Source organism: Azospirillum endophyticum, assembly GCF_016595245.1.
Classification (GTDB): Bacteria; Pseudomonadota; Alphaproteobacteria; order Azospirillales; family Azospirillaceae; genus Azospirillum; species Azospirillum endophyticum.
Genome location: NZ_JAENHM010000086.1, coordinates 21636 through 43381, shown reverse-complemented (window position 1 = coordinate 43381; position 21746 = coordinate 21636). Strand labels below are relative to the sequence as shown.

At 69.7% G+C, this 21746-nt stretch carries 23 protein-coding genes; 11 read left to right on the top strand and 12 right to left on the bottom strand.

Going from position 1 to position 21746, the window contains the following annotated elements:
- Both JHL17_RS33950 and JHL17_RS33945 read left to right on the top strand, forming a co-directional pair.
- On the top strand, nt 1–2249 hold a 2249-nt coding region (locus JHL17_RS33950; RefSeq protein ID WP_200199074.1), incomplete at its 5' end, for a mechanosensitive ion channel domain-containing protein.
- 120 nt (nt 2250–2369) lie between these two features.
- The gene (locus JHL17_RS33945; protein ID WP_200199073.1) at nt 2370–2834 is read left to right on the top strand and encodes a low affinity iron permease family protein; all 465 of its coding nucleotides are present in this window, start codon (nt 2370–2372) and stop codon (nt 2832–2834) included.
- 8 nt (nt 2835–2842) lie between these two features.
- Here JHL17_RS33945 and JHL17_RS33940 read toward each other — a convergent pair whose 3' ends face one another.
- Both JHL17_RS33940 and JHL17_RS33935 read right to left on the bottom strand, forming a co-directional pair.
- On the bottom strand, nt 2843–3415 hold the full coding sequence (locus tag JHL17_RS33940) for a DUF2244 domain-containing protein (protein WP_200199072.1): 573 nt from the start codon (nt 3413–3415) through the stop codon (nt 2843–2845).
- Nucleotides 3416–3468: 53 nt separating this feature from the next.
- Nucleotides 3469–3945 carry a hypothetical protein gene (locus JHL17_RS33935; RefSeq protein ID WP_200199071.1) on the bottom strand — a complete coding sequence of 159 codons (477 nt, stop codon included), beginning with the start codon at nt 3943–3945 and terminating at the stop codon, nt 3469–3471.
- A 310-nt stretch (nt 3946–4255) separates the two neighbouring features.
- Here JHL17_RS33935 and nth point away from each other — a divergent pair, with 310 nt between their 5' ends.
- Nucleotides 4256–4891, top strand: coding sequence for an endonuclease III (gene nth / locus JHL17_RS33930; protein ID WP_200199070.1), 636 nt, complete (start codon nt 4256–4258; stop codon nt 4889–4891).
- 135 nt (nt 4892–5026) lie between these two features.
- On the opposite strand, the gene JHL17_RS33925 is transcribed toward nth, so the two are convergent.
- The 4 genes from JHL17_RS33925 to JHL17_RS33910 form a co-directional block, all read right to left on the bottom strand.
- The gene (locus JHL17_RS33925) at nt 5027–5881 is read right to left on the bottom strand and encodes a bactofilin family protein (RefSeq protein WP_200199069.1); all 855 of its coding nucleotides are present in this window, start codon (nt 5879–5881) and stop codon (nt 5027–5029) included.
- A gap of 136 nt (nt 5882–6017) precedes the next feature.
- Nucleotides 6018–6713: an EI24 domain-containing protein gene (locus tag JHL17_RS33920; protein WP_200199068.1), complete on the bottom strand. Its 696-nt coding sequence runs from the start codon at nt 6711–6713 to the stop codon at nt 6018–6020.
- Nucleotides 6714–6822: 109 nt separating this feature from the next.
- Nucleotides 6823–8079 carry a beta-ketoacyl-ACP synthase II gene (gene fabF, locus JHL17_RS33915; RefSeq protein ID WP_200199067.1) on the bottom strand — a complete coding sequence of 419 codons (1257 nt, stop codon included), beginning with the start codon at nt 8077–8079 and terminating at the stop codon, nt 6823–6825.
- Nucleotides 8076–8549, bottom strand: a complete 474-nt coding sequence (locus JHL17_RS33910; protein ID WP_200199066.1) for a winged helix-turn-helix transcriptional regulator — start codon at nt 8547–8549, stop codon at nt 8076–8078. Before JHL17_RS33910 ends, fabF begins: the two co-directional genes overlap by 4 nt.
- A 166-nt stretch (nt 8550–8715) precedes the next feature.
- Between JHL17_RS33910 and JHL17_RS33905 the strand changes: the two genes are divergently transcribed.
- Nucleotides 8716–9726, top strand: coding sequence for an adenosine kinase (locus tag JHL17_RS33905; protein WP_200199065.1), 1011 nt, complete (start codon nt 8716–8718; stop codon nt 9724–9726).
- A gap of 195 nt (nt 9727–9921) precedes the next feature.
- On the opposite strand, the gene JHL17_RS33900 is transcribed toward JHL17_RS33905, so the two are convergent.
- Nucleotides 9922–10401, bottom strand: a complete 480-nt coding sequence (locus JHL17_RS33900; protein ID WP_200199064.1) for a hypothetical protein — start codon at nt 10399–10401, stop codon at nt 9922–9924.
- A 63-nt stretch (nt 10402–10464) separates the two neighbouring features.
- Between JHL17_RS33900 and JHL17_RS33895 the strand changes: the two genes are divergently transcribed.
- The 6 genes from JHL17_RS33895 to JHL17_RS33870 all read left to right on the top strand — a co-directional run bounded on the left by JHL17_RS33895 (nt 10465) and on the right by JHL17_RS33870 (nt 15037).
- Nucleotides 10465–11037: a hypothetical protein gene (locus JHL17_RS33895; RefSeq protein ID WP_345773935.1), complete on the top strand. Its 573-nt coding sequence runs from the start codon at nt 10465–10467 to the stop codon at nt 11035–11037.
- 102 nt (nt 11038–11139) lie between these two features.
- Nucleotides 11140–12057, top strand: coding sequence for a sulfite exporter TauE/SafE family protein (locus JHL17_RS33890; RefSeq protein WP_200199063.1), 918 nt, complete (start codon nt 11140–11142; stop codon nt 12055–12057).
- Complete coding sequence (locus tag JHL17_RS33885) at nt 12054–12839, top strand: TIGR02186 family protein (protein ID WP_200199062.1); 786 nt, start codon at nt 12054–12056, stop codon at nt 12837–12839. Before JHL17_RS33890 ends, JHL17_RS33885 begins: the two co-directional genes overlap by 4 nt.
- Before the next feature lie 18 nt (nt 12840–12857).
- Nucleotides 12858–13382 carry a universal stress protein gene (locus tag JHL17_RS33880; RefSeq protein ID WP_200199061.1) on the top strand — a complete coding sequence of 175 codons (525 nt, stop codon included), beginning with the start codon at nt 12858–12860 and terminating at the stop codon, nt 13380–13382.
- A gap of 163 nt (nt 13383–13545) precedes the next feature.
- Nucleotides 13546–14103, top strand: a complete 558-nt coding sequence (locus tag JHL17_RS33875; protein WP_200199060.1) for a NifU family protein — start codon at nt 13546–13548, stop codon at nt 14101–14103.
- A gap of 64 nt (nt 14104–14167) precedes the next feature.
- The gene (locus JHL17_RS33870; protein ID WP_200199059.1) at nt 14168–15037 is read left to right on the top strand and encodes a DUF1848 domain-containing protein; all 870 of its coding nucleotides are present in this window, start codon (nt 14168–14170) and stop codon (nt 15035–15037) included.
- Between the two features lie 14 nt (nt 15038–15051).
- Here JHL17_RS33870 and JHL17_RS33865 read toward each other — a convergent pair whose 3' ends face one another.
- From JHL17_RS33865 to JHL17_RS33850, 4 genes are all read right to left on the bottom strand, one after another.
- Nucleotides 15052–15417, bottom strand: a complete 366-nt coding sequence (locus tag JHL17_RS33865; protein ID WP_200199058.1) for a response regulator — start codon at nt 15415–15417, stop codon at nt 15052–15054.
- 158 nt (nt 15418–15575) lie between these two features.
- Nucleotides 15576–16178, bottom strand: a complete 603-nt coding sequence (gene grpE, locus JHL17_RS33860) for a nucleotide exchange factor GrpE (protein ID WP_200199057.1) — start codon at nt 16176–16178, stop codon at nt 15576–15578.
- Nucleotides 16179–16233: 55 nt separating this feature from the next.
- Nucleotides 16234–17274, bottom strand: a complete 1041-nt coding sequence (gene hrcA / locus JHL17_RS33855) for a heat-inducible transcriptional repressor HrcA (protein WP_200199056.1) — start codon at nt 17272–17274, stop codon at nt 16234–16236.
- Nucleotides 17275–17429: 155 nt separating this feature from the next.
- A complete protein-coding gene (locus tag JHL17_RS33850; protein WP_200199055.1) occupies nt 17430–18176 on the bottom strand; it encodes a creatininase family protein in 747 nt (248 codons plus the stop codon).
- A 208-nt stretch (nt 18177–18384) separates the two neighbouring features.
- On the opposite strand from JHL17_RS33850, the gene JHL17_RS33845 reads away from it, so the two are divergent.
- On the top strand, nt 18385–19917 hold the full coding sequence (locus tag JHL17_RS33845) for a YifB family Mg chelatase-like AAA ATPase (RefSeq protein ID WP_200199054.1): 1533 nt from the start codon (nt 18385–18387) through the stop codon (nt 19915–19917).
- A 22-nt stretch (nt 19918–19939) separates the two neighbouring features.
- Here the strand turns inward: JHL17_RS33845 and JHL17_RS33840 are convergent, their stop codons facing one another.
- Nucleotides 19940–21478 carry an alpha/beta fold hydrolase gene (locus JHL17_RS33840; protein WP_345773934.1) on the bottom strand — a complete coding sequence of 513 codons (1539 nt, stop codon included), beginning with the start codon at nt 21476–21478 and terminating at the stop codon, nt 19940–19942.
- Nucleotides 21479–21746 lie beyond the last annotated feature (268 nt).

The following is a 21746-nucleotide window of genomic DNA, read 5'->3' as shown; positions in this document are numbered from 1 at the left end:
CCGCCGCTCCCGCCGCCCCGGCCGCTGGTGCCGCCCCCGCCGCCCCGGCCGCTGGTGCCGCCCCCGCCGCCGCGCCGGTGGTGGTCGACGAGGCGACCGTCCAGCAGCTGGAGGCGCTGGTCGGCACGCTGGAGAACCAGGATGCGCGCACCCAGCTGGTCACCCAGCTGCGCAACCTGATCACCGCCCAGCGCGGCCTCGCCCAAGCCAAGGAGGCGGAGGGCGAGTCGGCGCTGCCGCAGACCCTCGGCGCCCGCGCGCTGGCCTTCCTGGCGGCGCGGATGGACGTGGTCAGCCGCCAGCTGGTGCAGGTCGCCAACGTCTTCTCCGACCTGCCGGGGGCGCTGTCCTGGGTCCAGCGGCAGGCGCAGGACGATACCGCCCGCGAACGCTGGGTCCAGATCGGCATCCAGCTGGCGATGATCCTCGGCATCGGCGCGGTGGCCGCCCGCGGCATCGCCTGGCTGCTCAGCCGGCCGCGCCACGCGATGGCCGCCCGTCCCGTCGGTTCCACCCTGCTGCGCATCCCGATGCTGCTCGGCCGGGCGGTGCTGGACCTGGCGCCGATCCTGGGATTCATCGTCGTCGCCTACACGATCCTGTCGGTGACCGAACCGGCGCCGCGCGTGCGGCTGGTGGCGCTGGCGGTGGTCAACGCCACCGTCATCACCCAGGCGCTCCTGGTCGTGGTGCGCATGCTGTTCGCCCCCGACGCTCCCAACCTGCGGCTGGTCCACACCAGCGAGGCCGGGGCGCGGCGCTGCTACATCTGGTCGCGCCGGCTGATCGCGGTGGCGGTCTACGGCTATTTCCTGGCGGAAGGCGCCTATGTGCTGGGCCTGCCGCTGGGCGCCTACGGTGCGCTGCTGAAGCTGCTGGGCGTGGTGATCGCCGCCATGCTGATCGCGCTGATCCTGCAGAACCGCGTCGGCGTCGCCGACTGGATGCGCGGCAACCCGCTGTCGGGCGACGGCGACCCGCTGGCGACCGCCCGGCGCGAGGCGGAAGGGCAGGGCGCAGTCCTGCGCACCGCGCGGCGCCGCTTCGCCGAGATCTGGCACGTGCTCGCCATCCTCTATGTCGTGGTGACGCTGGGCGTCTGGGTGCTGAACGTCTATGGCGGGTTCGAATTCCTCGCCCGCGGCACCGCCGTGACCGTCGTGGCGGTGGTGGTGGCGCGGCTGCTGGTGGGTGGGCTGAACCGGACCCTGCGCCGCGGCCTGACGATGAACCGCGAGCTGGCCGGCAACCTGCCGCAGCTGCACACCCGCGCCTTCCACTATCTCCCCATCGTCCAGCGCATCGGCAAGGCCATCATCTGGCTGGTGGCGCTGGGGGCGGCGCTGAACGGCTGGGGCATCGACACGCTGGGGATGGTCGAGACGGCCGCCGGCCGCCGCATCGTCGGCAGCGTCATCTCCATCGGCCTGCTGCTGGCCGGCGCCATCGTCGCCTGGGAGGTGGTGAGCGCGCTGATCGAGCATTTCCTGCGCACCACCGACCGCAACGGCACCCGCATCGAACGCAGCGCCCGCATGCGCACGCTGCTGCCGCTGCTGCGCAACGCCTTCCTGATCCTGCTGGTGACGATGGTGTCGCTGATCACCCTGTCGGAACTGGGCGTGAACATCGCGCCGCTGCTGGCCGGTGCCGGCGTCGTCGGCCTCGCCATCGGTTTCGGCTCGCAGACGCTGGTCAAGGACATCATCACCGGCCTGTTCATCCTGTTCGAGGACACGGTGTCGGTCGGCGACGTGGTGGATGTCGGCGGCGGCCATTCCGGCACGGTGGAGGCGATCTCCATCCGCTCCATCCGCCTGCGCGACGGGGCCGGGGCCGTCCATTCCGTGCCCTTCAGCGCCGTCACCACCGTGAAGAACATGAGCAAGGACTTCTCGGTCACCCTGTTCAACATCATGGTGTCCAACCGCGAGGACCCCGACCGCATCATCGCCGTGCTGAAGGAGACGGGGGCCGAGGTGCAGGCCCAGCCGCAATTCGCCGCCGACATCCTGAACCCGCTGGAGGTGCTGGGCGTCGACAAGCTGTCCGACACCGGGATCAACATCCTGGCCCAGTTCAAGACGCGCCCGACCCGCCAGTGGGGCGTGACCCGCGAGTTCAACCGCCTGCTGAAGAAGAAGTTCGACGAGCTTGGCATCGCCATGCCGACCCAGTCGATGCAGCTGGTCGTCGGCCATAACCCACAGGACCGCGCGCTGGCGGAAGCGCTCAGCCAGGGATCCTGACTGCCGGGGGTACTGCCCGCAGGCAGCGGCCCAGACCTTACGGATAGGGAACGCCCGGCCTTGCCGGGCGTTTTCCTTATGTACGTCCTGTACGTCCGATGAGCGGGAGCCTGCCGCAGAATGGTCAGTGATGCCTTTTCCCGTTTTGCCCGCTGGATGGAACGTCAGTCCGGCCGTCCGGGCGCCTTCGTCACCGCCTTCGCCGTCGTTCTGGTCTGGGGGCTGACAGGGCCGCTGTTCCACTTTTCCGACACATGGCAGCTGGTGATCAACACCGGCACCACCATCGTCACCTTCCTGATGGTGTTCATCATCCAGAACGCCCAGAACCGCGACACCCAGGCCATCCACCTGAAGCTGGACGAGCTGATCCGCGCCACCCACACCGCGCGCAACGGCATGATCGACCTGGAGGAGATGTCGGAAACCGAGCTGGCGAAGGTGAAGAGCAGCTTCGAGCGCCTCGCCCGGACCGCCGAATGCCTGGACCACCGCATCGACGAGAAGGTGGAGCGGGCGGTCGAGCGCGAGGTGGACGAGGAGCTGGACGAACGCGGCGTGCCCGATCCGGCGGACCGGCGCTAAGCCCGGCGTTATCCGGCGGGTGCCGGCGGGCAGGGCGGGCGGCGCCACGCGCGCAGCGCGTCGCCCAGGGCCCGGGCGAAGCTGGAGCGTTCGTCCGGCGACAGGAAGGCCCCGACCCCGACCGACTGGCCGTGCGAACTCAGCGTGACCTGCCCGGCCGGGCCGTTGCGCTCATGCTCGGCAGGCTCGCTGTGGGTGATCCGCAGCCAATGGGGGTGGAAGGACCAGCGACGTTCCGGCGCCTTCCAGTGGACCCGCTGGACGGTCAGGGCGCTTTCGGTCAATCGCACCCGCTCATAGTGGCGGGCGGAGCGGTAGCTGACGCGAAAGGCCAGCCACAGTGCCAGCACGTCCAGCCCGCAGAAGGGCACCACCGGCCAAGCGCCATGGGCGACGAAGATGCCGGCGACGATCAGGTTCATCGCCACCACCACGCCCATCAGCACCCGGAAGCCGTTGCGGCCCAGGCTGCGGTGCGGATGGAGGATGGCGTCGAAGAACACACGCACCGACGCGCCTGCGTCGCCGCTCTCCGCGGAGGGGGAACCGTTGGATTGCGGGCCGCTGATGTCGATGGGCATGGCGGCCATCCTAAACCGGCGGCGCCCGGCAGGAAACCGCGAGGAAGGTGGGGTTATGCCGCCTTCGACACCATCGGCACCACGCCGCCGTTCAGCACCCAGGCCATGGCACTGTCCATTCCGGCGAAATCGCCGGCCGGCCGGCCTTCGATCTCCGCATCCAGCCCGCTTTCGGCTTGCAGCCCCTCGGCCTGGACGAAGATCCGCGCCTGATCGTCGATGCAGGCCGCGATCATCGCGTCGGCCATCGCCGAAGCCCAGTGCCAGTCCGTCATCACCACCGCGCTGCGCTGATGTCCGCAGCGCCGTGCCAGCCTCATCAGGGCGACGAGGATTTCCGGCCGCAACCCGTCGGCTTCGAAATGGTCGAACTCGACAAGGCTGCACCAGGGCGTGCCGCGGGCCCCCAGGGAGGCGCAGTGCACCTCCACCTGGCGGGCGATGGCGTCGCGCTGCTCGATCGACAGGGTGCCCTGCAATCGGACATGCAGTCCCCAGGTCTTCAGTTCCACAAAGTAAGACGCGGTCATTTCGAAACACCCCTATCCGATCCAAACGCCACAGCCAGGAAATTCCCTGGTTCAATTGCAGGCATTCAAACGGTGTCCTGGCAGTAAGCAAATCATACGCCACGACCGAAGGAGCCGGAAAGCGGTAATCCTGCGACCAATTCTGTTGGATTACCGCCACTTATTCGAAATTTTGTCGCAATTTGCGACGCAACGCTTCAGTTTGGACATCCGATCAGGCGTCGCGCCGGGCCAAGTCGGTCCGGCCTTGGCCGTCACGGCGTTCTCCGCCTCTGGCGCAAGCGGGGCCGTTGCGGCTATGGTGGCGGCCATGAAGCCCGCCGCCGTCCAGGAATTCTTCCGCCGCCTGTCCGCCGCCAACCCGGAACCCCGGAGCGAGCTGGAATACGTCAATCCTTACACGCTGCTGGTCGCCGTGGTGCTGTCGGCCCAGGCGACCGACGTCGGGGTGAACAAGGCGACCGGTCCGCTGTTCCAGGTCGTGACCACGCCCCGGCAGATGGTGGCGCTGGGCGAGGAGGGGCTGCGCGGCTACATCAAGACCATCGGCCTGTTCAACACCAAGGCCAAGAACGTCATCCGCCTGTCGGAACTGCTGATCGAGCGGCATGGCGGCGAGGTGCCGCGCGACCGCGAGGCGCTGGAACAGCTTCCCGGCGTCGGCCGCAAGACCGCCAACGTCGTCCTGAACGTCGCCTTCGGGGAGGAGACCATCGCGGTCGACACCCACATCTTCCGGGTCGGCAACCGCACCGGCCTCGCCCCCGGCAAGACGCCGGACGCGGTGGAGGCGAAACTGCTGAAGGCGGTGCCGAAGCTCTACCGCCGCCATGCCCATCACTGGCTGATCCTGCATGGCCGCTATGTCTGCAAGGCGCGCAAGCCCGACTGCCCGCTCTGCCCGGTCGCCGATCTCTGCGCTTTCAAGGACAAGATCATCGCCTGACCCCCTCAGGCTGCCCGCCCCTTGCGGACCCAAGCCGCGGACCGGACGCCGGACGACCCTCCGGACGCAAAACGCCCGGCATGGCGGAAGCCAGCCGGGCGTTGCTTTGCGTTCCGTACCGGTCGGAAGCGAGGGTCAGACCGCCTCGGCCGCCGGAACCTGCTCGATCGGCGCCTGGACGTGGATCGGAGCGGCGGCGGGCTTGGAGCCTGCGCTGTAGAGCTGGATGTCGCCGACCAGCTGGCCGCCGGCCTCGACGGCCAGCTCGCCGAAGCGGATCGAGCCGGTGATCTTGCCGGTGGAGCGCACGGTCAGGCGGCCGCGGACGGAGATGTCGCCTTCGAACCGGCCGGCGATGTCGGCCTCCTCGATCTCGACGGAGCCCTTGAACAGGCCGCTCTCGGCGATCTCGACCGAGCGGCCTTCGCGCAGCTTGGCCTCGACCGTGCCTTCGACCACCAGCACGTCGCAGGAGCCGATCTCGCCGGTCAGCGAGATGTCGCGGCCGACGGTCAGGCGGCGCTGTTCCGGCATGGCCGGGGCGATGGGGGCCTGGACGGGCGCCTGGGCGATGGGTGCCGCCGCCGGGGTGGCGACGGGAATCGACGGCTGGCGCGGAGCGGAGCCGGGCATGTCGACGACCCGGCGCGGCACGTCGGGCTTGAAGCCGGCACCCGGCACGGACGGTGCGGTCGGGGGCTTGGGAATGCTGTTCATGTCGGGTCCCTTCGAGGCGGAAGGCATGTCGGGATAGGCCGGAGAGGCGTGCTGCGTGTCGGCCAGGGCGTGAGCCATGCTGGGGGCCATGCCCGATGCGTGGGCTGCTGCGGCGGATACCGGATTGCCGCCCGGCACCGGATTGTTGAGGGAGGCGAGCGGCGACGAGACGGCTCCGGGCTCGCCCGGGGTGTACGGACGGACACCCGGCTGCGGCGGGACTGGGATGTCGGCCTTGGGAGCGGCGGGCGGTGTCTTTCGTCCGAACAGCATGAGCGGTTCCCCCAATCTGGACTTGCGGGTGGCGGGATGGCCTGGAAGTCGAGAGGTCCGGTGCCGGAAGCGCGCCGCCGGGAAGGCGGTCGCCGCAGCCGGCTTCCGGACAGGCGACGGTGTTCGGCCGTGCCGCCTAGCGGCGTATCACGGTCGTCCGGCCCGCCGCAAGGGGAGCCGACATGGACTGTAGGACATGAACCATGAAAGCGCTGGCGACGACCGGGACGAGCAAATTGACGAAGGGGATGGTGGAAAGGAAGGCAATGACGACCCCGGCCAAAAAAGGTTTCAGCGGTCTGGCACGCCGCATCGCCCGGGCGGTGGCGCGGTCCAGCCGCCGGTGCGCGACCATCTCGAAATATTCCCGTCCCAGCAGATAGCCGTTGACGGTGTAGAAGACGATCAGGTTCAGGCCCGGCGCGAAGAGGTAGATCGGCAGCGCCAGCAGGTTGACCGCCAGCACCAGCAGCAGGAAGCGCAGCGCCGTCGCCAGCTCTTCAAGCCAGCCGGTCTGGCGCGGGGCGGGCAGGGCTGGATAGTGCCGCGCCTCCACCCGCTCCACCACCTCGTCCAGGAAGAAGCTCGACACCGTGCCGACGGTGGCCGGGAACAGCAGCCACGCCAGCACCAGCACCCCCAGCCCGCCCAGCACGTCGATGGTGGCGTCGACCCAGCCATAGCCGGTCAGCGGCGTCGCCGACAATGCCCACGACGCGCCGGCCGCCAGCAGGGCGTAGGCGATCACCGAGACGAACACCCCGATCCACACCACGCGGCGCACGCGCGGGTCGGACAGCTGGGCGAAGGCAAGCAGAAGGGCGCGGATCATCGGCGGTCCGTAGGGCGGTGGGGGATGGCGGCGACGGCCGTCCGCATATCTACGGCGGCCGGGCGCCGGGTTCCAGCCCCCCGTGCCGCCCCCTCTCGGACCGTACCCGTTACGGTGCCGGGCTGAACACCAGCGCCGCGTTGGTTCCGCCGAAGCCGAAGCTGTTCGACAGGACGTGGCGGATGCGCCGTTCCTTCGGCCGCAGCGGCACGAGGTCCAGGTCGCAGCCTTCCGACGGCGCTTCCAGGTTCAGGGTCGGCGGCGCCACCTGGTCGCGCATCGCCAGGATGGCGAAGATCGCCTCGACGGCCCCCGCCGCCCCCAGCAGGTGGCCGGTCGCCGATTTGGTCGAGGACATCGAAAGCCCGCCCGCCGCCGCACCGAACAGGCGCTTGACCGCGACGATCTCCACCGGGTCGCCGGCCGGGGTCGAGGTGGCATGGGCGTTGACGTAATCGACCTCCTCCGGCGCCAGTCCCGCCCGCTTCAGCGCTGCGCGCATGGCGCGGAAGGCGCCGTTGCCATCCTCCGCCGGCGAGGTGATGTGGTAGGCGTCGCCCGACAGGCCATAGCCGGTGACCTCGGCATAGATCGTCGCCCCGCGGCGCTTGGCGTGCTCCAGCTCCTCCAGCACCAGCACGCCGGCCCCTTCGCCCATCACGAAGCCGTCGCGGTCGCGGTCCCAGGGGCGCGACGCGCGGGCCGGGTCGTCGTTGAAGCCGCTGGACATGGCACGGGCGGCGCAGAAGCCGGCGATGGCGAGACGGCAGACCGTCGCCTCGCTGCCGCCGGCCAGCATGACGTCGGCGTCGTCCATGGCGATCAGCCGGGCGGCGTCGCCGATGGCGTGCGCGCCGGTGGCGCAGGCGGTCACGACGGCATGGTTCGGCCCGCGGAAGCCGAAGCGGATCGAGACATGGCCCGACGCCAGGTTGATCAGGTTCGACGGCACGAAGAAGGGCGAGATGCGGCGCGCCCCCTTGTCGCGCAGGGTCAGCGCCGCGTCGGCCAGACCGGGCAGGCCGCCGATGCCGGAACCGATCATCACGCCGGTGCGCTCCTGCGCCTCCGCGTCCGTCGGGCGCCAGCCGGAATCGGCCACCGCCTCTTCCGCCGCGGCGAGCGCCAGCAGGATGAAGCGGTCCATCTTGCGCTGGTCCTTCGGCGGCACCACCGCATCGGCGTCGAAGGCCGCGTCGCCGCTATCCGGCAACTGGCCGGCGATGCGGCAGGGCAGGTCGGCGGCATCGACGCCGCTGACCGCACGGATGCCGCTGCGCCCGTCCAGCACGGCGCGCCAGCTCGGCGCCACGCCGGCCCCGAGCGGGGTGACCGCGCCCAGACCGGTGACCACGACTCGTCTCATTGCATGTCGTCCTTTGCCGATGTCGTCTTTACAGGGAGGATGAATTCCGGCCGCAACCGTTCCGGCCGGACCGCTTCGCCACTATGCCGGTCGATCAGCACCGGGTCGACCGGCAGCCCGGTGTCGCGGTCGACGATGTGGAACGCCTCTCCGGACCGCAGCCAGCGGCCGCCCCAGTCGGCCAAGGCGATCAGCACCGGCAGGAAATCCCGTCCCTTGTCGGTCAGGTGATAGCCATGGCGCGGCGGGCGGTCCTGGTAGGGCCGTCTTTCCAGCAGCCCGGCCTCGACCAGGGCGTGCAGGCGGCGGGTCAGCATGTTGGTGGCCAGCCCGATGCTGCGCTGGAACTCGTCGAAGCGGGTCAGGCCGAACATCGCGTCGCGCAGGATCAGCAGGGACCACCATTCGCCGACCTCGTCGAGGCCGCGCGCGATCGGGCAGGGGACGTCGGTCAGCCGGGTGCGTCGCATGGCGGCGACTGTCGCATGGTTACTTTCATCATGCAAGCAACTGCCGGCTCCATCGCGGCCAGGGAACATCGGGAGTGCTTCCAGGAGCCACGCTTGTGATGCGGGCGGCGGTGGCTATACTCGCGCCGCGAATTCGCCTTCCCCGCTTGATCTGTCAGGAGAGCCCATGGTCACGTCCATCCACGATGCCGCCTACGACGTCACCGGCATCGGCAATGCCATCGTGGACGTGATCGCCCACGCCGACGACGCCTTTCTCGCCGCCAACACCATCGAGAAGGGGGCGATGACGCTGATCGACGCCGCCCGGGCGGAAGAACTGTACGGCCGGATGGGACCGGGCGTCGAGGTCTCCGGCGGGTCGGCCGGCAACACCATGGCGGGCATCGCCATGCTGGGCGGCCGGGGCGCCTATATCGGCAAGGTCGCCAAGGACCAGTTGGGCGACGTCTTCCGCCACGACATCCGGGCATCGGGGGTCGCCTTCGACAGCGCGCCGCTGGTGGCCGGGGCGCCGACCGCCCGCTGCCTGATCCTGGTCACGCCGGACGCCCAGCGCTCGATGAACACCTATCTCGGCGCCTGCGTCGAGCTGGGGCCGGAGGACATCGACGAGGCGCTGATCGCCGGGTCGCAGGTGACCTATCTGGAAGGCTATCTGTGGGATCCGCCCCGCGCCAAGGAAGCCTTCCGCAAGGCGGCGGAAATCGCGCATGCCGCCGGCCGCAAAGTGTCGCTGTCGCTGTCCGACAGCTTCTGCGTCCACCGCCACCATGCCGAGTTCGTCGATCTGGTGGAGCGCCACGTCGACATCCTGTTCGCCAACGAGCACGAGATCGGCGCCCTCTACGGCACCGACCGCTTCGAGGACGCGCTGGCGGCGGTGAAGCGGCTGGGCAAGACCGCGGCGCTGACGCGCAGCGAGAAGGGCGCGGTCATCGTGTCGGCCGGCGAAGTGGTCGAGGTGGCGGCCGAGCCGGTGGAGCGGGTGGTCGACACCACCGGCGCCGGCGATCTCTATGCCGCCGGCTTCCTGTTCGGCTTCACCCGCGGCCTGACCCCGGCGGTCTGCGGCCGCCTGGGTGCCGTCGCCGCGGCGGAGATCATCAGCCATGTCGGTGCCCGTCCGGAGATGAACCTGCGCGAGCTGGTCGCTGCCAAGGGCATCCTGGCGTAGGGCTCGATCCGGCCGCGATTTGCGCCTCACTTCGCGAGAGGATTGCCGGCCGCATTGCATTCTGCAACTGCGGCCGGTTCTGTTTTCCGATCCGATACCGGCGTTCATCGACCCAGCCTTCATTGACCGTGACCGCCGGTATCCATGCCGCCGAAGTTTTTGATCCAGGCAGGTCAGGATCGAAAGCCGCCGATATCAAGTGAGCTGATCGTCCACCACCGGCCGTTCCGGCACCGTGGTCCTGGCGCACAGCAGCGCCATCGCCGTCCCGCCGTCGGGGGCGGCCACCGCCCAGCGCTCCGGCCGGTCGGGCCGCGGGACGGTCATCAGCCACAGCCGGTCCTTCTCGCCGAAGCGTTCGCTGAAAAGCGTGTATTCCCGCGGACCCTGGCGGCGAAGCCCGTTCAGCTTGGCCTGCAGCTCCGCCGCCTGCGCGTTGCGGACGGCGATCGCCTCTTCGAGCTGGTGCAGTTCGGTTTCCTGGCGGCGCAGGTCGCGGCGCAGGGAGTCGGTGATCCGGGTCAGTTCCGTGCGTGCGTGATGCAGCTGCGACCGGCGGCACTGGACGGCGGCGATCCGCTTGCCGATGCGCAGGATCGATACGGCGATCCAGCCGAGGCAAGCCATCAGACTCACCAACTCCAACTCGAGCAGCAGCGGCGTCTGTGCGTTCATCGTCCCGTTTCCCGCCTCTCCGGCACGCGCCTTGCTGCGTGCGTCCGCAAACCAGCAACGGGCGTGCCAAGGGCAGGTGCGGGAGAAGAGGAGAGCGGTGCGGTGATGGAGGCGGTGCGGACGATCCTCGACTCGGCGGTCCCGCTGGTGGCGGCGCCAGCGCTGCTGTGCCATCTGTGCTGGGTCGGAATCCGGCGCAGTTGGGAACGGGTGGCTGGGCTGGACCGATTGCGGCAATCGGTGCTGCCGCTGAAGGAGCGCCGACGCGCGGAGACCGAAGCGCTCGCCGATCTGGTCTGCCGCCTGGAAGAGGCGCAGGGCCGGCTGTCCGCCGCCGAATTGCGGGTCCAGCATCTCCAGCGCCAGATCGACGCGCTGGACAAGGAGCCGCCGGTCTTCCTGCATATCCTCGGGACATCCGGCACCATCCGGCGCGGTTTCCGGGCCGAGGTGCAGCTCGACTCCACCGTCGCCGCTGCCGCCCGTGCCGCCGGCAAGCCGGTGAACCCGGCCTGGCGCTACGACAACCGCGTGGTGGTGCGTGCGATGGACCTTTCGTCGGCCCGGCGCGAGGCGGAGCATGTCTTTCCGCAGAAAGGGGGCTATCAGGTCTTCTTCCACGCGCCGGTGCACTGACCGTCGCCTTGCCTAACCCCAAAAGCCGGGTTTGCCGTCTTCCGCCACCCTGCAGGCTCGGGTAAGCTGCCGCTCCCGCCCCTGCCGACAGATCGCTCCTCCATGCAAGTCTATCTGCCGATTGCCGAGATGTCGGTCAACGCGCTGCTGGTGCTCGGCATGGGCTGGCTCGTCGGGTTCCTGTCCGGGATGTTCGGCGTCGGCGGCGGCTTCCTGATGACGCCGCTTCTGATCTTCATCGGCGTTCCTCCCGCCATCGCCGTCGGCACCCAGGCCAACCAGCTGGTCGCGGCCAGCGTGTCGGGCGTCCTGGCCCATTGGCGGCGCGGCAACGTCGACGTCAAGCTGGGCGTGGTGATGCTGGCGGGCGGCGTGGTCGGCACCGCGGTGGGGGTGTGGATCTTCGGCATCCTGCAGCGGCTGGGCCAGATCGACATCGCCATCACCCTGTCCTACGTCTTCTTTCTCGGCACCATCGGCGGCATGATGCTGGTGGAAAGCAGCCGCGCCATCCTGCGCCGCCGCGCGCCGACGGCCAAGCGCGGCAAGCTGCATCGCCACATCTGGCTGCACGGCCTGCCCTTCAAGATGCGGTTCCAGCGATCGAAGCTGTACATCTCCGCCCTGCTGCCGGCGGGGATCGGCGCGGTCGGCGGCATGCTGGTGGCGATCATGGGCATCGGCGGCGGCTTCCTCCTGGTGCCGGCGATGATCTATCTGCTGAACATGCCGGCCGGGCTGGTCGCCGGCACCTCGCTGTTCCAGATCATCTTCACCACCGCGGCGGCCACCCTGCTGCAGGCCGCCACCAACCAGACGGTGGACGCCATGCTGGCGCTCCTGCTGCTGATCGGCGGCGTCATCGGCGCGCAGTTCGGCACCAGGGCCAGCAGCCGCCTGCGCGGCGAGACCGCCCGGCTGGCGCTGTCGACGATCGTGGTGGCGGTGGCGCTGAAGCTGGCCTGGGACCTGTTCTCGCGTCCCGACGACCTGTTCACCCTGACCATGGGGGTGCGATGATGGCCGCCTGGACCAAATGCCGGCCAACCAGGCGCTTGGCGGTGCAGGGGGCCGCGGCGCTGGCCGGGCTGCTGCTGGGCGGCACGGTGGCGGCGACGGTGTGGGCACAGCAGCTGGTCGCCGACCTGTCCAGCCACCTGATCGCCATCACCACCGGCTTCACGGGAACGGAGGTCGTGCTGTTCGGCACCACCGACGGGCCGGGCGACGTCGCCATCGTCGTCACCGGTCCGCGCGCGCCCGTCACCGTCCGCCGCAAGCAGCGGGTGGCCGGCATGTGGATGAACACCGACAGCGTGCGCTTCGACCAGGTGCCCAGCTTCTACACCGTGGCGGTCAGCCGGCCGCTCGACCAGCTGGTCGGCCGTCCGGTGCTGGAACGCCAGCAACTGGGCCTGCCGCAACTGCAGTTGCCGGTCGACGCCACCCTGCCGCCGGAAGAGCTCGCCGCCTACCGCAGCGCGCTGATCCGCAACAAGCAGCGCCAGGGCCTGTACGCCATCTCCATGGGGCAGGTCGCCTTCCTGGGCGAACGGCTGTTCCGCACCAACATCTATTTCCCGGCCAATGTCCCGACCGGGCTGTACAATGTCGAAGCCTTGCTGATTCGGGATGGCGACGTGGTCAGCGCCCAGACCACGCCGCTGGTGGTTTCCAAGATCGGGTTCAGCGCCGAAGTGTCGGACTTCGCCCGCAACCGCCCGGTCATCTACGGGGTGGCCGCCGTCCTCGGCGCCATCGCGGCCGGCTGGGCGGCCGGCGCCGCATTCCGCCGGGTCTAAGCCGAGAGGGTTATCGAGATGACCGACGCGACGCAGTCCACGACACCGGAAACCTCCGCCCAACCGCCGCAGCCTCCCAAGCCGGTGCGCATCTTCCTGGTGGTGGTCGACGACAGCCCGGAGCTGAAGGTGGCGCTCCGCTACGCCTGCCTGCGCGCCCGCAAGTCGGGCGGCAAGGTGGCGCTGCTGACCGTCCTGGAAAAGGGCGAGATGCAGCACTGGCTGGCGGTGGAGAACCTGATCCGCGAGGAGCAGCGCGCCGAGGCGGAGCAGATGCTCCAGAAGCTGGCGCGCGAGGTCAACCAGCTGACCGGCACCCTGCCGGCGCTCTATGTCCGCGAAGGCAACCGCACCGAGGAGGTGCTGGCCCTGATCGGGGAGGAGCCGAGCATCTCCATCCTGGTGCTGGCCGCCGGCACCGACCCGGAAGGCCCCGGCCCGCTGATCTCCTATTACACCGGCCGCGGCCTGGGGCGGCTGCACATTCCGCTGACCATCGTCCCCGGCGGCCTCAGCAATGAGGAGCTGGACGCGATCACGTAAGGATGGGCGCCGAAGACGGACGGCGCATGCCGGACACCGAATACCCACACAACCCGGGTCCTTGATCCGTCCGGCGTTTCGGCCCAGATTTCCCCCAATCGTTCCGCGTCCCGATCCCGGGCGCGCCGGCGGTTCTATTCCGCCGCCGATGGAGGACCAGACCATGTTCATACAGACCGAGCAGACGCCCAACCCGGCGACTCTCAAGTTCCTGCCGGGGCGTGACGTGCTCGGACGCGGCACCGCCGACTTCACCAGCCGCGAGGATGCCGCCCGGTCGCCGCTCGCCCAGCGCCTGTTCGAGATCGAGGGCGTCGTCGGCGTCTTCCTGGGCGCCGACTTCATCACCATCACCAAGACCGACGCGCGCGACTGGTTCCTGCTGAAGCCGTCGATCCTCGGCGTCGTCATGGAGCATTTCACCGCCGACCGCCCGGTCCTGCTGGAGGACGGCGGCGACGGCCATGCCGCGGCGGCGAGCGCCGACGACGAGGAGATCGTCGAGCAGATCAAGGAGCTGCTGGACACCCGCGTCCGCCCGTCGGTCGCCCAGGACGGCGGCGACATCACCTTCCAGGGCTTCGAGCGCGGCGTCGTCTATCTGGCGATGAAGGGGGCCTGCTCCGGCTGCCCCAGTTCCACCGCCACGCTGAAGCACGGCATCGAGAACATGCTGCGCCACTACATCCCCGAAGTGGTCGAAGTCCGCGCCGTCCAGTAAGATCGCCGCTGGTCGATGCCGGCTTGCCCTTGATGCGGCGGGCCGGCATTCCCATGCTGGTCGCATGATCATCTCCGCCAGCTACAAGACCGACATTCCCGCCTTCTACGGGCGCTGGTTCCTGAACCGCCTGGACGCCGGCCATTGCCGGATGGTCAATCCCTATGGCGGCCAGACCTACCGCATCGACCTGACCCGGCCGGCGGTCGACGGATTCATCTTCTGGACCAAGAATCTCGGACCCTTCCTGCACGCGCTCGACAGCGTGGCGCAGCGGGGCTTTCCCTTCATCGTGCAGTACAGCGTGACCGGTCTGCCGACCGCGCTGGAACGCTCGGTCCCCGCCTGGGAAACGGCGGTCGGCCATATGGCGCAGGTGCGCGAGCGCTGGGGTGCGCGGGCCGCGGTCTGGCGCTACGACCCCATCGTACTGACCGACGCCACACCGCCGGACCGGCACCGCGAGACCTTCGCCCGCATCGCCCGTGCGCTGCATGGGGTGACCGACGAGGTGGTGGCGTCCTTCCTGCAGCCCTACCGCAAGACCGCCCGCAACCTCGCTGCCGCCGGCATCGGCTGGCGCGATCCGGAGGCGGAGGAAAAACGGGCATTGCTGGCGGACTTGGCCGACATCGCGGCGGGGCAGGGGATGGCGCTGACGCTCTGCACCCAGCCGGATCTGGTGGGCACGCCCGGCACGGCGCCGGCGCGCTGCGTCGATGCGCTCCGGCTGTCGGACGTCGCCGGCTATGACGTTGCCGCGCGGGAGAAGGGCAACCGTCCCGGCTGCCTGTGCGCGGAAAGCCGCGACATCGGCGACTACGACAGCTGCCCGCATGGGTGCGTCTACTGCTACGCCGTCGCCGACCGTGGGATGGCGCAGCGGCGGTTCGCCGCGCACGATCCGGACGGGGAGTTCCTGGTTGCCCGTTGAAGGAAATCCAATCCTTACGGACAGACCTTCCGCACCGTCTCGACCAGCTTTTCCGGATTGAAGGGCTTCACCAGCCAGCCGGTGGCACCGGCTTCCCGGCCGGCGGTCTTCTTGGCGGGGTCGGCTTCGGTGGTCAGCAGCAGGATCGGGGTGGCCCGGTTGGTGCCCGAGGCGCGGATGGCGCGGGTCAGCGCCAGCCCGTCCAGTCCCGGCATGTTCAGGTCGGTGATGATGCAGTCGAACTTGCGCTGGTTGACCAGCGCCAGGCCGGCATTGCCGTCCGCGGCCTCCGCCACCTCATAGCCGGCGCCTTTCAGCGTGAAGCCGACCATGTCGCGGATGGTCTTGGAATCGTCGACGGTCAGGACGCTTTTGGGCATGGAAGGCGGCTCCGGTTGCTCGGCCGAAAGGAATAAGGGAAAGGCCTAGGCAATTTCCCGCCGACCGTCAACCGCGGGTGTCCCGTATCCCAAACAACAGAAAGCCCCCGGCCCGGCGGCATCGCCGCGGAACCGGGAGCTTTCCAGAGACTATATGGTTACGCCTTCGTATCGACGTGCTGGCCGCCGGCCTCACCGCCCTTGGCGACGCCGACCATCGCCTCGCGCAGCAGGCGGCCATGGATGGTGTAGCCCGGCTGCAGGACCTGGACGACGGTGCCGGCGGACTTGCCGGTGTTCTCGATCTCGAACATCACCTGATGGAAGTTCGGGTCGAACGGCTCGCCGGTCGGGTCGATCTTCTTGATGCCGGCGCGATCGAAGGCGGCGAAGAGCTGGCGTTCGGTCGCCTCGACGCCGACGGCGAGGCCTTTCAGCATCTCGTCCTGCTCGCGGCCCTCGGCCGGAACGGCGTCCAGGGCGCGGCGCAGGTTGTCGGCGACCGACACCAGCTCCTTGGCGAAGCCGGACACGGCGAACTTGCTGGCGTCCTCGCGGTCGCGCTGGGCACGGCGCCGGGTGTTCTCCGTTTCCGCCATGGCGCGCAGCAGCTGGTCCTTCAGGCTGGCGACTTCGGCCTCCAGCTTGGCGACCCGGTCCTCGGGCGAACCGGCGTCCGTCTGGCTGGCGGCGGCGGTATCGGCGGCGGCCTCGCTCGGCTCCACCGTGGCGTCGGAGGGCTTGTTCTGCTCTTCGCTCATGGTTTTCTCAATTCTTGCTTCGTCAAAAGGCGGAGGGAGTGGACGGGAGCGGTGCTCAGCCGATCAGCCGGCTGACCACCTTGGCGGTGTAATCCACCAGCGGAATGATGCGGGCGTAATTGAGGCGGGTCGGGCCGATCACGCCGATGGCGCCGATCACCTGTTCGCGGCTGTTCTGGAAGGGCGAGATGATCATCGAGCAGCCGGAGTGGCTGAACAGCACATTCTCCGCACCGATGAAGATCTGCACGCCGTCGCCGCGGCCGGTGGCGTCCAGCATGCGCAGCATCGTCTCCTTGGTTTCCAGCGCTTCGAACAGGCCGCGCACGCGCTCCAGGTCGGACAGGGCGGTGACGTCCTCCAGCAGGCGGGACTGGCCGCGGACGATCAGCTGGCCGGCGTTGGAGCCACCGCTGCCGGCCCAGGTCGCCAAGCCGGCGGAGACCACCTTGCGCGACAGCTCGTCCAGCTGGGTCTTCTGCTGTTCGATCTCCTGCAGGACCTCCTGGCGGGCCTCGTCCAGAGTACGGCCGGCCAGCTTGGCGCTGAGGAAGTTCGACACCGTCTGCAGGGTGGAGGTCGGGACCCCCATCGGCACCTCGATCACCCGGTTCTCGACCAGCCCGTCCTCGTTCACCAGGACGACCAGGGCGCGGCCGGGGCCGAGCGAGACGAACTCGATGTGCTTCAGCGGCCGGTCCGTCTTGGGCGCCACCACCAGCCCGGCACAGTGCGACAGGCCGGACAGCATGCTCGACGCCTCGCCCAGCACGTCGGCGAAGGCGCGGCCGGAGGCGGAGCATTTCGCTTCGATCGAGGCGCGTTCGTCCTCGGTCAGCGATCCGATCTCCAGCAGGCCGTCGACGAAGATGCGCAGGCCGGCATCGGTCGGGATGCGGCCGGCCGAGGCGTGCGGGGCGTAGAGCAGCCCCTGCTCCTCCAGGTCGGCCATCACGTTGCGGATGGTCGCAGGCGACAGGGCCATGCCAAGCCGCCTGGAGATCGTGCGCGAGCCGACCGGCTCGCCGGACGCCACATAGGCGTCGACGATCAGCCGGAAGATTTCGCGCGATCGCTGATTCAGCTCGTTGATCATGGACTGGGGCGGCCGGGCTCTGTTCGGGCTGTACGGCTGCGGAACGGGATTTCCGGCAACCGGTCCGAATTTAGGCAGGTCCGACCGCCGAATCAACGTGCGGGACGAAGAAGCCCTGCGGCCTTGCGACCGCGGAGGCGACTGCCGGGGCTCGCTTACTGCTCCGCCATGAAGGCGCGGTACTGGGTGGCGATGGCACCGACCGCCGCCTCGTACAGGCGCTGGCCGTGCTCGGGGCGGGCCAAGCCGGGAGCCGAGCCGATGCGGCCGTCCGGATAGCGGCGGCGGAAGTCGCGGGCGTCGTGGAAGCCGCCGGCCGGCGCCTGTTCCGGCTCCATCGCCACGGTCTTGATCGAGTCGGGATAGGCGTACTGGGTGACCGACACCTCGCTGGGGGTGGCGTGCGATCCTTCCTTGCCCTGGTACAGCTCGCGCGACAGTCGGCCGACCTCGCCGTTCTCCCACCAGTTGACCAGGGCGCAGCGCAGGTCCGGCGCGTCGCGGCCGCGCAGCGCCCGGTTCTCCGCATGGATCTCGTAGAAGGCGGCGCGCAGCGTGGCGATGTTGCCGCCATGGCCGTTGACGAAGAAGAAGCGCTCGAACCCGTGTTCGGCCAGCGAGCCGACATAGTCGCGCAGCACGGCGATCAGCGTCGACGGCTTCAGCGTCATCGAGCCGGGGAATTCCATGTGATGCACGGCCATGCCGACCGGGATCGTCGGGCCGACCAGCGCGCCGGTGGCGTCGCCGACGCCCTTCGCAATGACTTCGGCGCAGATGGCGTCGGTGCCGACCAGCCCGTTCGGCCCATGCTGCTCGGTCGAGCCGATCGGCATGATGATGCCCTTGGAGCTCTTCAGGTAGCTCTCGACCTCGGCCCAGGTGCTCAGGTGAAGCTGCACGGTGGCGGATCCTTTTCGACGATGCGGGCTGGAAATGGGTTGCCCTCATGTTAGGCGGGCGGCCGGCCGCGACAACCGTTCCCTGCGCCGGGCCGGCATGACGGGGTCGGAAGAGTGGCGATTCTCATCCGGCGCTGGCGGAATATTTCTTCCATGACTACAATCACGTGTAATTGGTCCGAATGGACGTCTGTTCCGGGGTGTGGTGGTGGTTGCGCGCGTCAATACGGTGGCGTTCCAGGGCATCGATGTGCTGGGGATCGACGTCCAGGTCCAGATGTCCGGGGGAATCGTCGCCTTCACCGTCGTCGGCCTGCCCGACAAGGCGGTGGGCGAAAGCCGGGAGCGGGTGCGCGCCGCCCTGCACGCCCTGGGGCTGGCGCTGCCGGCCAAGCGCATCACCGTCAACCTCGCCCCCGCCGACGTGCTGAAGGAGGGCAGCCATTTCGACCTTCCCATCGCGCTCGGCCTGCTGACGGTGATGGGCGTGCTGCCGGATGCGGAGATCGCCCGCTATGTCGCGCTCGGCGAGCTGGCGCTGGACGGCGCGCTGACCCCGGTGGCCGGTGTGCTGCCCGCCGCCATCGACGCGCTGGCCAACGACCGCGGGCTGATCTGCCCGGCCGCTTGCGGCGGGGAAGCCGCCTGGGCCGGTCCCGAACTGGACGTGCTGGCGCCGGCCAACTTGCTGGCCCTGATCAACCATTTCAAGGGCACCCAGGTGCTGACCCCGCCCAAGCCGCGGCTGCAGGAGCAGGATGCGCCGCCGCCCGACCTGCGCGACGTGAAGGGCAACGAGACTGCCAAGCGGGCGCTGGAGGTCGCCGCCGCCGGATCGCACAACCTGCTGATGGTCGGCCCGCCCGGGTCCGGCAAGTCGATGCTGGCCGCCCGCCTGCCCGGCCTGCTGCCACCGCTCGACCCGGCGGAGGCGCTGGAGGTGTCGATGATCCACAGCGTCGGCGGGCTGCTGGAGGAGGGGCGCCTGCTGCGCCAGCGCCCCTACCGCGCCCCGCACCAGTCCGCCAGCCTGCCGGCGCTGGTCGGCGGCGGCACGCGGGCCAGGCCGGGGGAGATCTCCCTGGCGCACCAGGGCGTTCTCTTCCTCGACGAATTGCCCGAATTCCCCCGCGCGCTGCTGGAGGCGTTGCGCCAGCCGCTGGAGACCGGCAAGGCGGTGGTCAGCCGCGCCAACCACCATGTGACCTATCCGGCCCGGGTGCAGCTGGTGGCGGCGATGAATCCCTGCCGCTGCGGCCATCTCGACGACGCCTCGCTCGCCTGCGCCCGTGCGCCGAAATGCGCCGCGGATTACCAGTCGAAGATCAGCGGCCCTCTGTTCGACCGCATCGACCTGCACATCGATGTCCCGGCGGTCAGCCCCGCCGATCTCAGCCTGCCGCCCCCGGCGGAGGGCAGCGCCGACATCGCCGCCCGCGTCGCCGTCGCCCGCGCCATCCAGGCGGAGCGCTATGGCGGCTTCGGTCCTTACCCGGCCGGCCGGGCGGTGCGGACGAATGCCGAGGCCGACGGCGAACTGCTGGAGAAGGTGGCCTCTCCCGACGCGTCCGGCCGCGCCCTGCTGACCGAGGCGGCGGAGCGGCTGAAGCTGTCCGCCCGCGGCTACCACCGGGTGATGCGGGTGGGACGGACTCTGGCCGACCTGGACGGGGCCGAAGGGGTGAGGCGGCGGCACATCGCGGAGGCGCTGAGCTATCGGCGGATCGCGCCGGGACGGTGAGGGGGCTTCGTCGCGACGGCGCTCACGGCACTTCGAACAGCGGCGGCTTGGCCGCTCCCGGACAGGCTGTCGCCGGAACCGACTCCTGCTCGACGAAGGTCACGGCGGCGGCCATGGCGCAATCCTCGCTGGAGGTCACGATGTGGCTGGCGGCGCGGAAGACCAGATGGCGGCTCTTGGGCAGGGTGGCGGCGGCGCGGTCGCCCCATTCGGGTGGGGTCACCGGATCATAGGCGCCGGACAGCAGCAGGGCCGGTACCGCGCTGGCGACCGGCAGCCGTTCGGCCAGGTCCTGATGGCCGGCGGGCCACAGCCGGCAGACGCGCTGGCCGGGATCGTCGACGGCGACCAGCCCGTAGGGGGCATTGCGGCGGGCGGTGTCGGCGCGCTTCAGCGGGTCGGCGGTGTTCACCGACTCGCGGCATTCGACGGAGAAGGCCAACCCGTCGGCGATTTCCGGATCGCCCAGCCAGTTGGTCGGCGCCCATTCGGCGAGGGCGGCATATTGGCCGCGGGCGGCACGGTCGATCATGATCGGCACCGCCGGCACCGCCTCGCTGATCGCCATCGCCTCCAGCCCGGCGGCGATGACGGCACCGCCGGTCATCCTGAGGACACGGCGCGTCTCATGGTCGCCGGCCACGATGTCGACCGGGTTGCGGTCCAGCCGCTCGACCAAGCCGAGGAAGCGCTTTTCCAGATCGGGAAAGGCGGAACGGCAGGTCCGGCTGGCGGCGCAATCGTCGAACAGCCGCCGATAGGCGCGTTGGGCCAGCCAGGCCGTCTCTTCCTGCGCGTTGACGTCGGGCGGGTAGACGCTGTCGAAGACGGCGGTGCGGACGCGGCCGCCCTGCCGCCGCAGGATCTCCAACCCGACCCGTGTGCCGTAGGAAACCGCGAACAGGTTCACCCGCTGGGCGCCCAGCGCCGTGGCGATGTCCAGCGCATCTTCCGCCGCGACGGGGGTGGAGAATTGCGTGGTGTCCAGCCCGGCCGCCTCCAGCCGTGCGGCGCAGGCGCCGACCGCCGCCCGTTCCGCCGCCGTCCGCTGCTCGCGCGTCAGCGGCTTGGTGCCGCGGGTGGCGCCGACGGCGTCCAGCTCCGGGCAATCGGTGTCCGGTTCCGCCCGGCCGACGCCGCGCGGGTCGAACAGGATCATGTTTCGGGTGCGGCGGAAGGGGGCCGACAGCTCCCACCACACTTCCATCCGCTCCTCCGTCGCCTCGCCGCTGCCGAAGGGGGAGGCGCCGGGTCCGCCTTCCAGGAAAAGCACCGGATCGGGGGCGGGCTGGCGGGCGGTGCTGAGCAGGACGGCGACCGGCAGGCGCAGGCTGCGGCTGTTGGGGCGGTCGCGCCGCTCCGGGACCGCCACCGTTCCGCACAGTGCGGCTTCGCCGTCGGGCACGGTGAACCAGCAGGGGCCGGGGGTGAAGCGCGCCTCTGCCGCCGCGGGCAGGCTCCAGGACATCCCCACCGCCACGACGGTCGCCGTCACCGCCACCCGCAGCTTACGGGCGGAGCGCGCCACTGTCGGCCATGCGGGAGGAGGGAGGATGGACACGAACGGGCGACCTGGAACTGATGGATAGGAAACCGATGAACGGAGTACCGCCGACGGCGTCCGGCAACGGCTTCGTGTTTGACCGACGGGCGTCCGCTTGTCCAGAGGGCCTCGCCGCCATCCTGCCCGTTGGCGAAACGGCGCCCGAGCGGTGCCGATTTGCAACAGGCTCGCGGTGAAGGTCACGTCATCTTCGAATGGACGGATTGACGGAATACATCCGAATACGGAATTATTTCGCCGTCAGGGGCCCGGCCGCCGGAGCCTC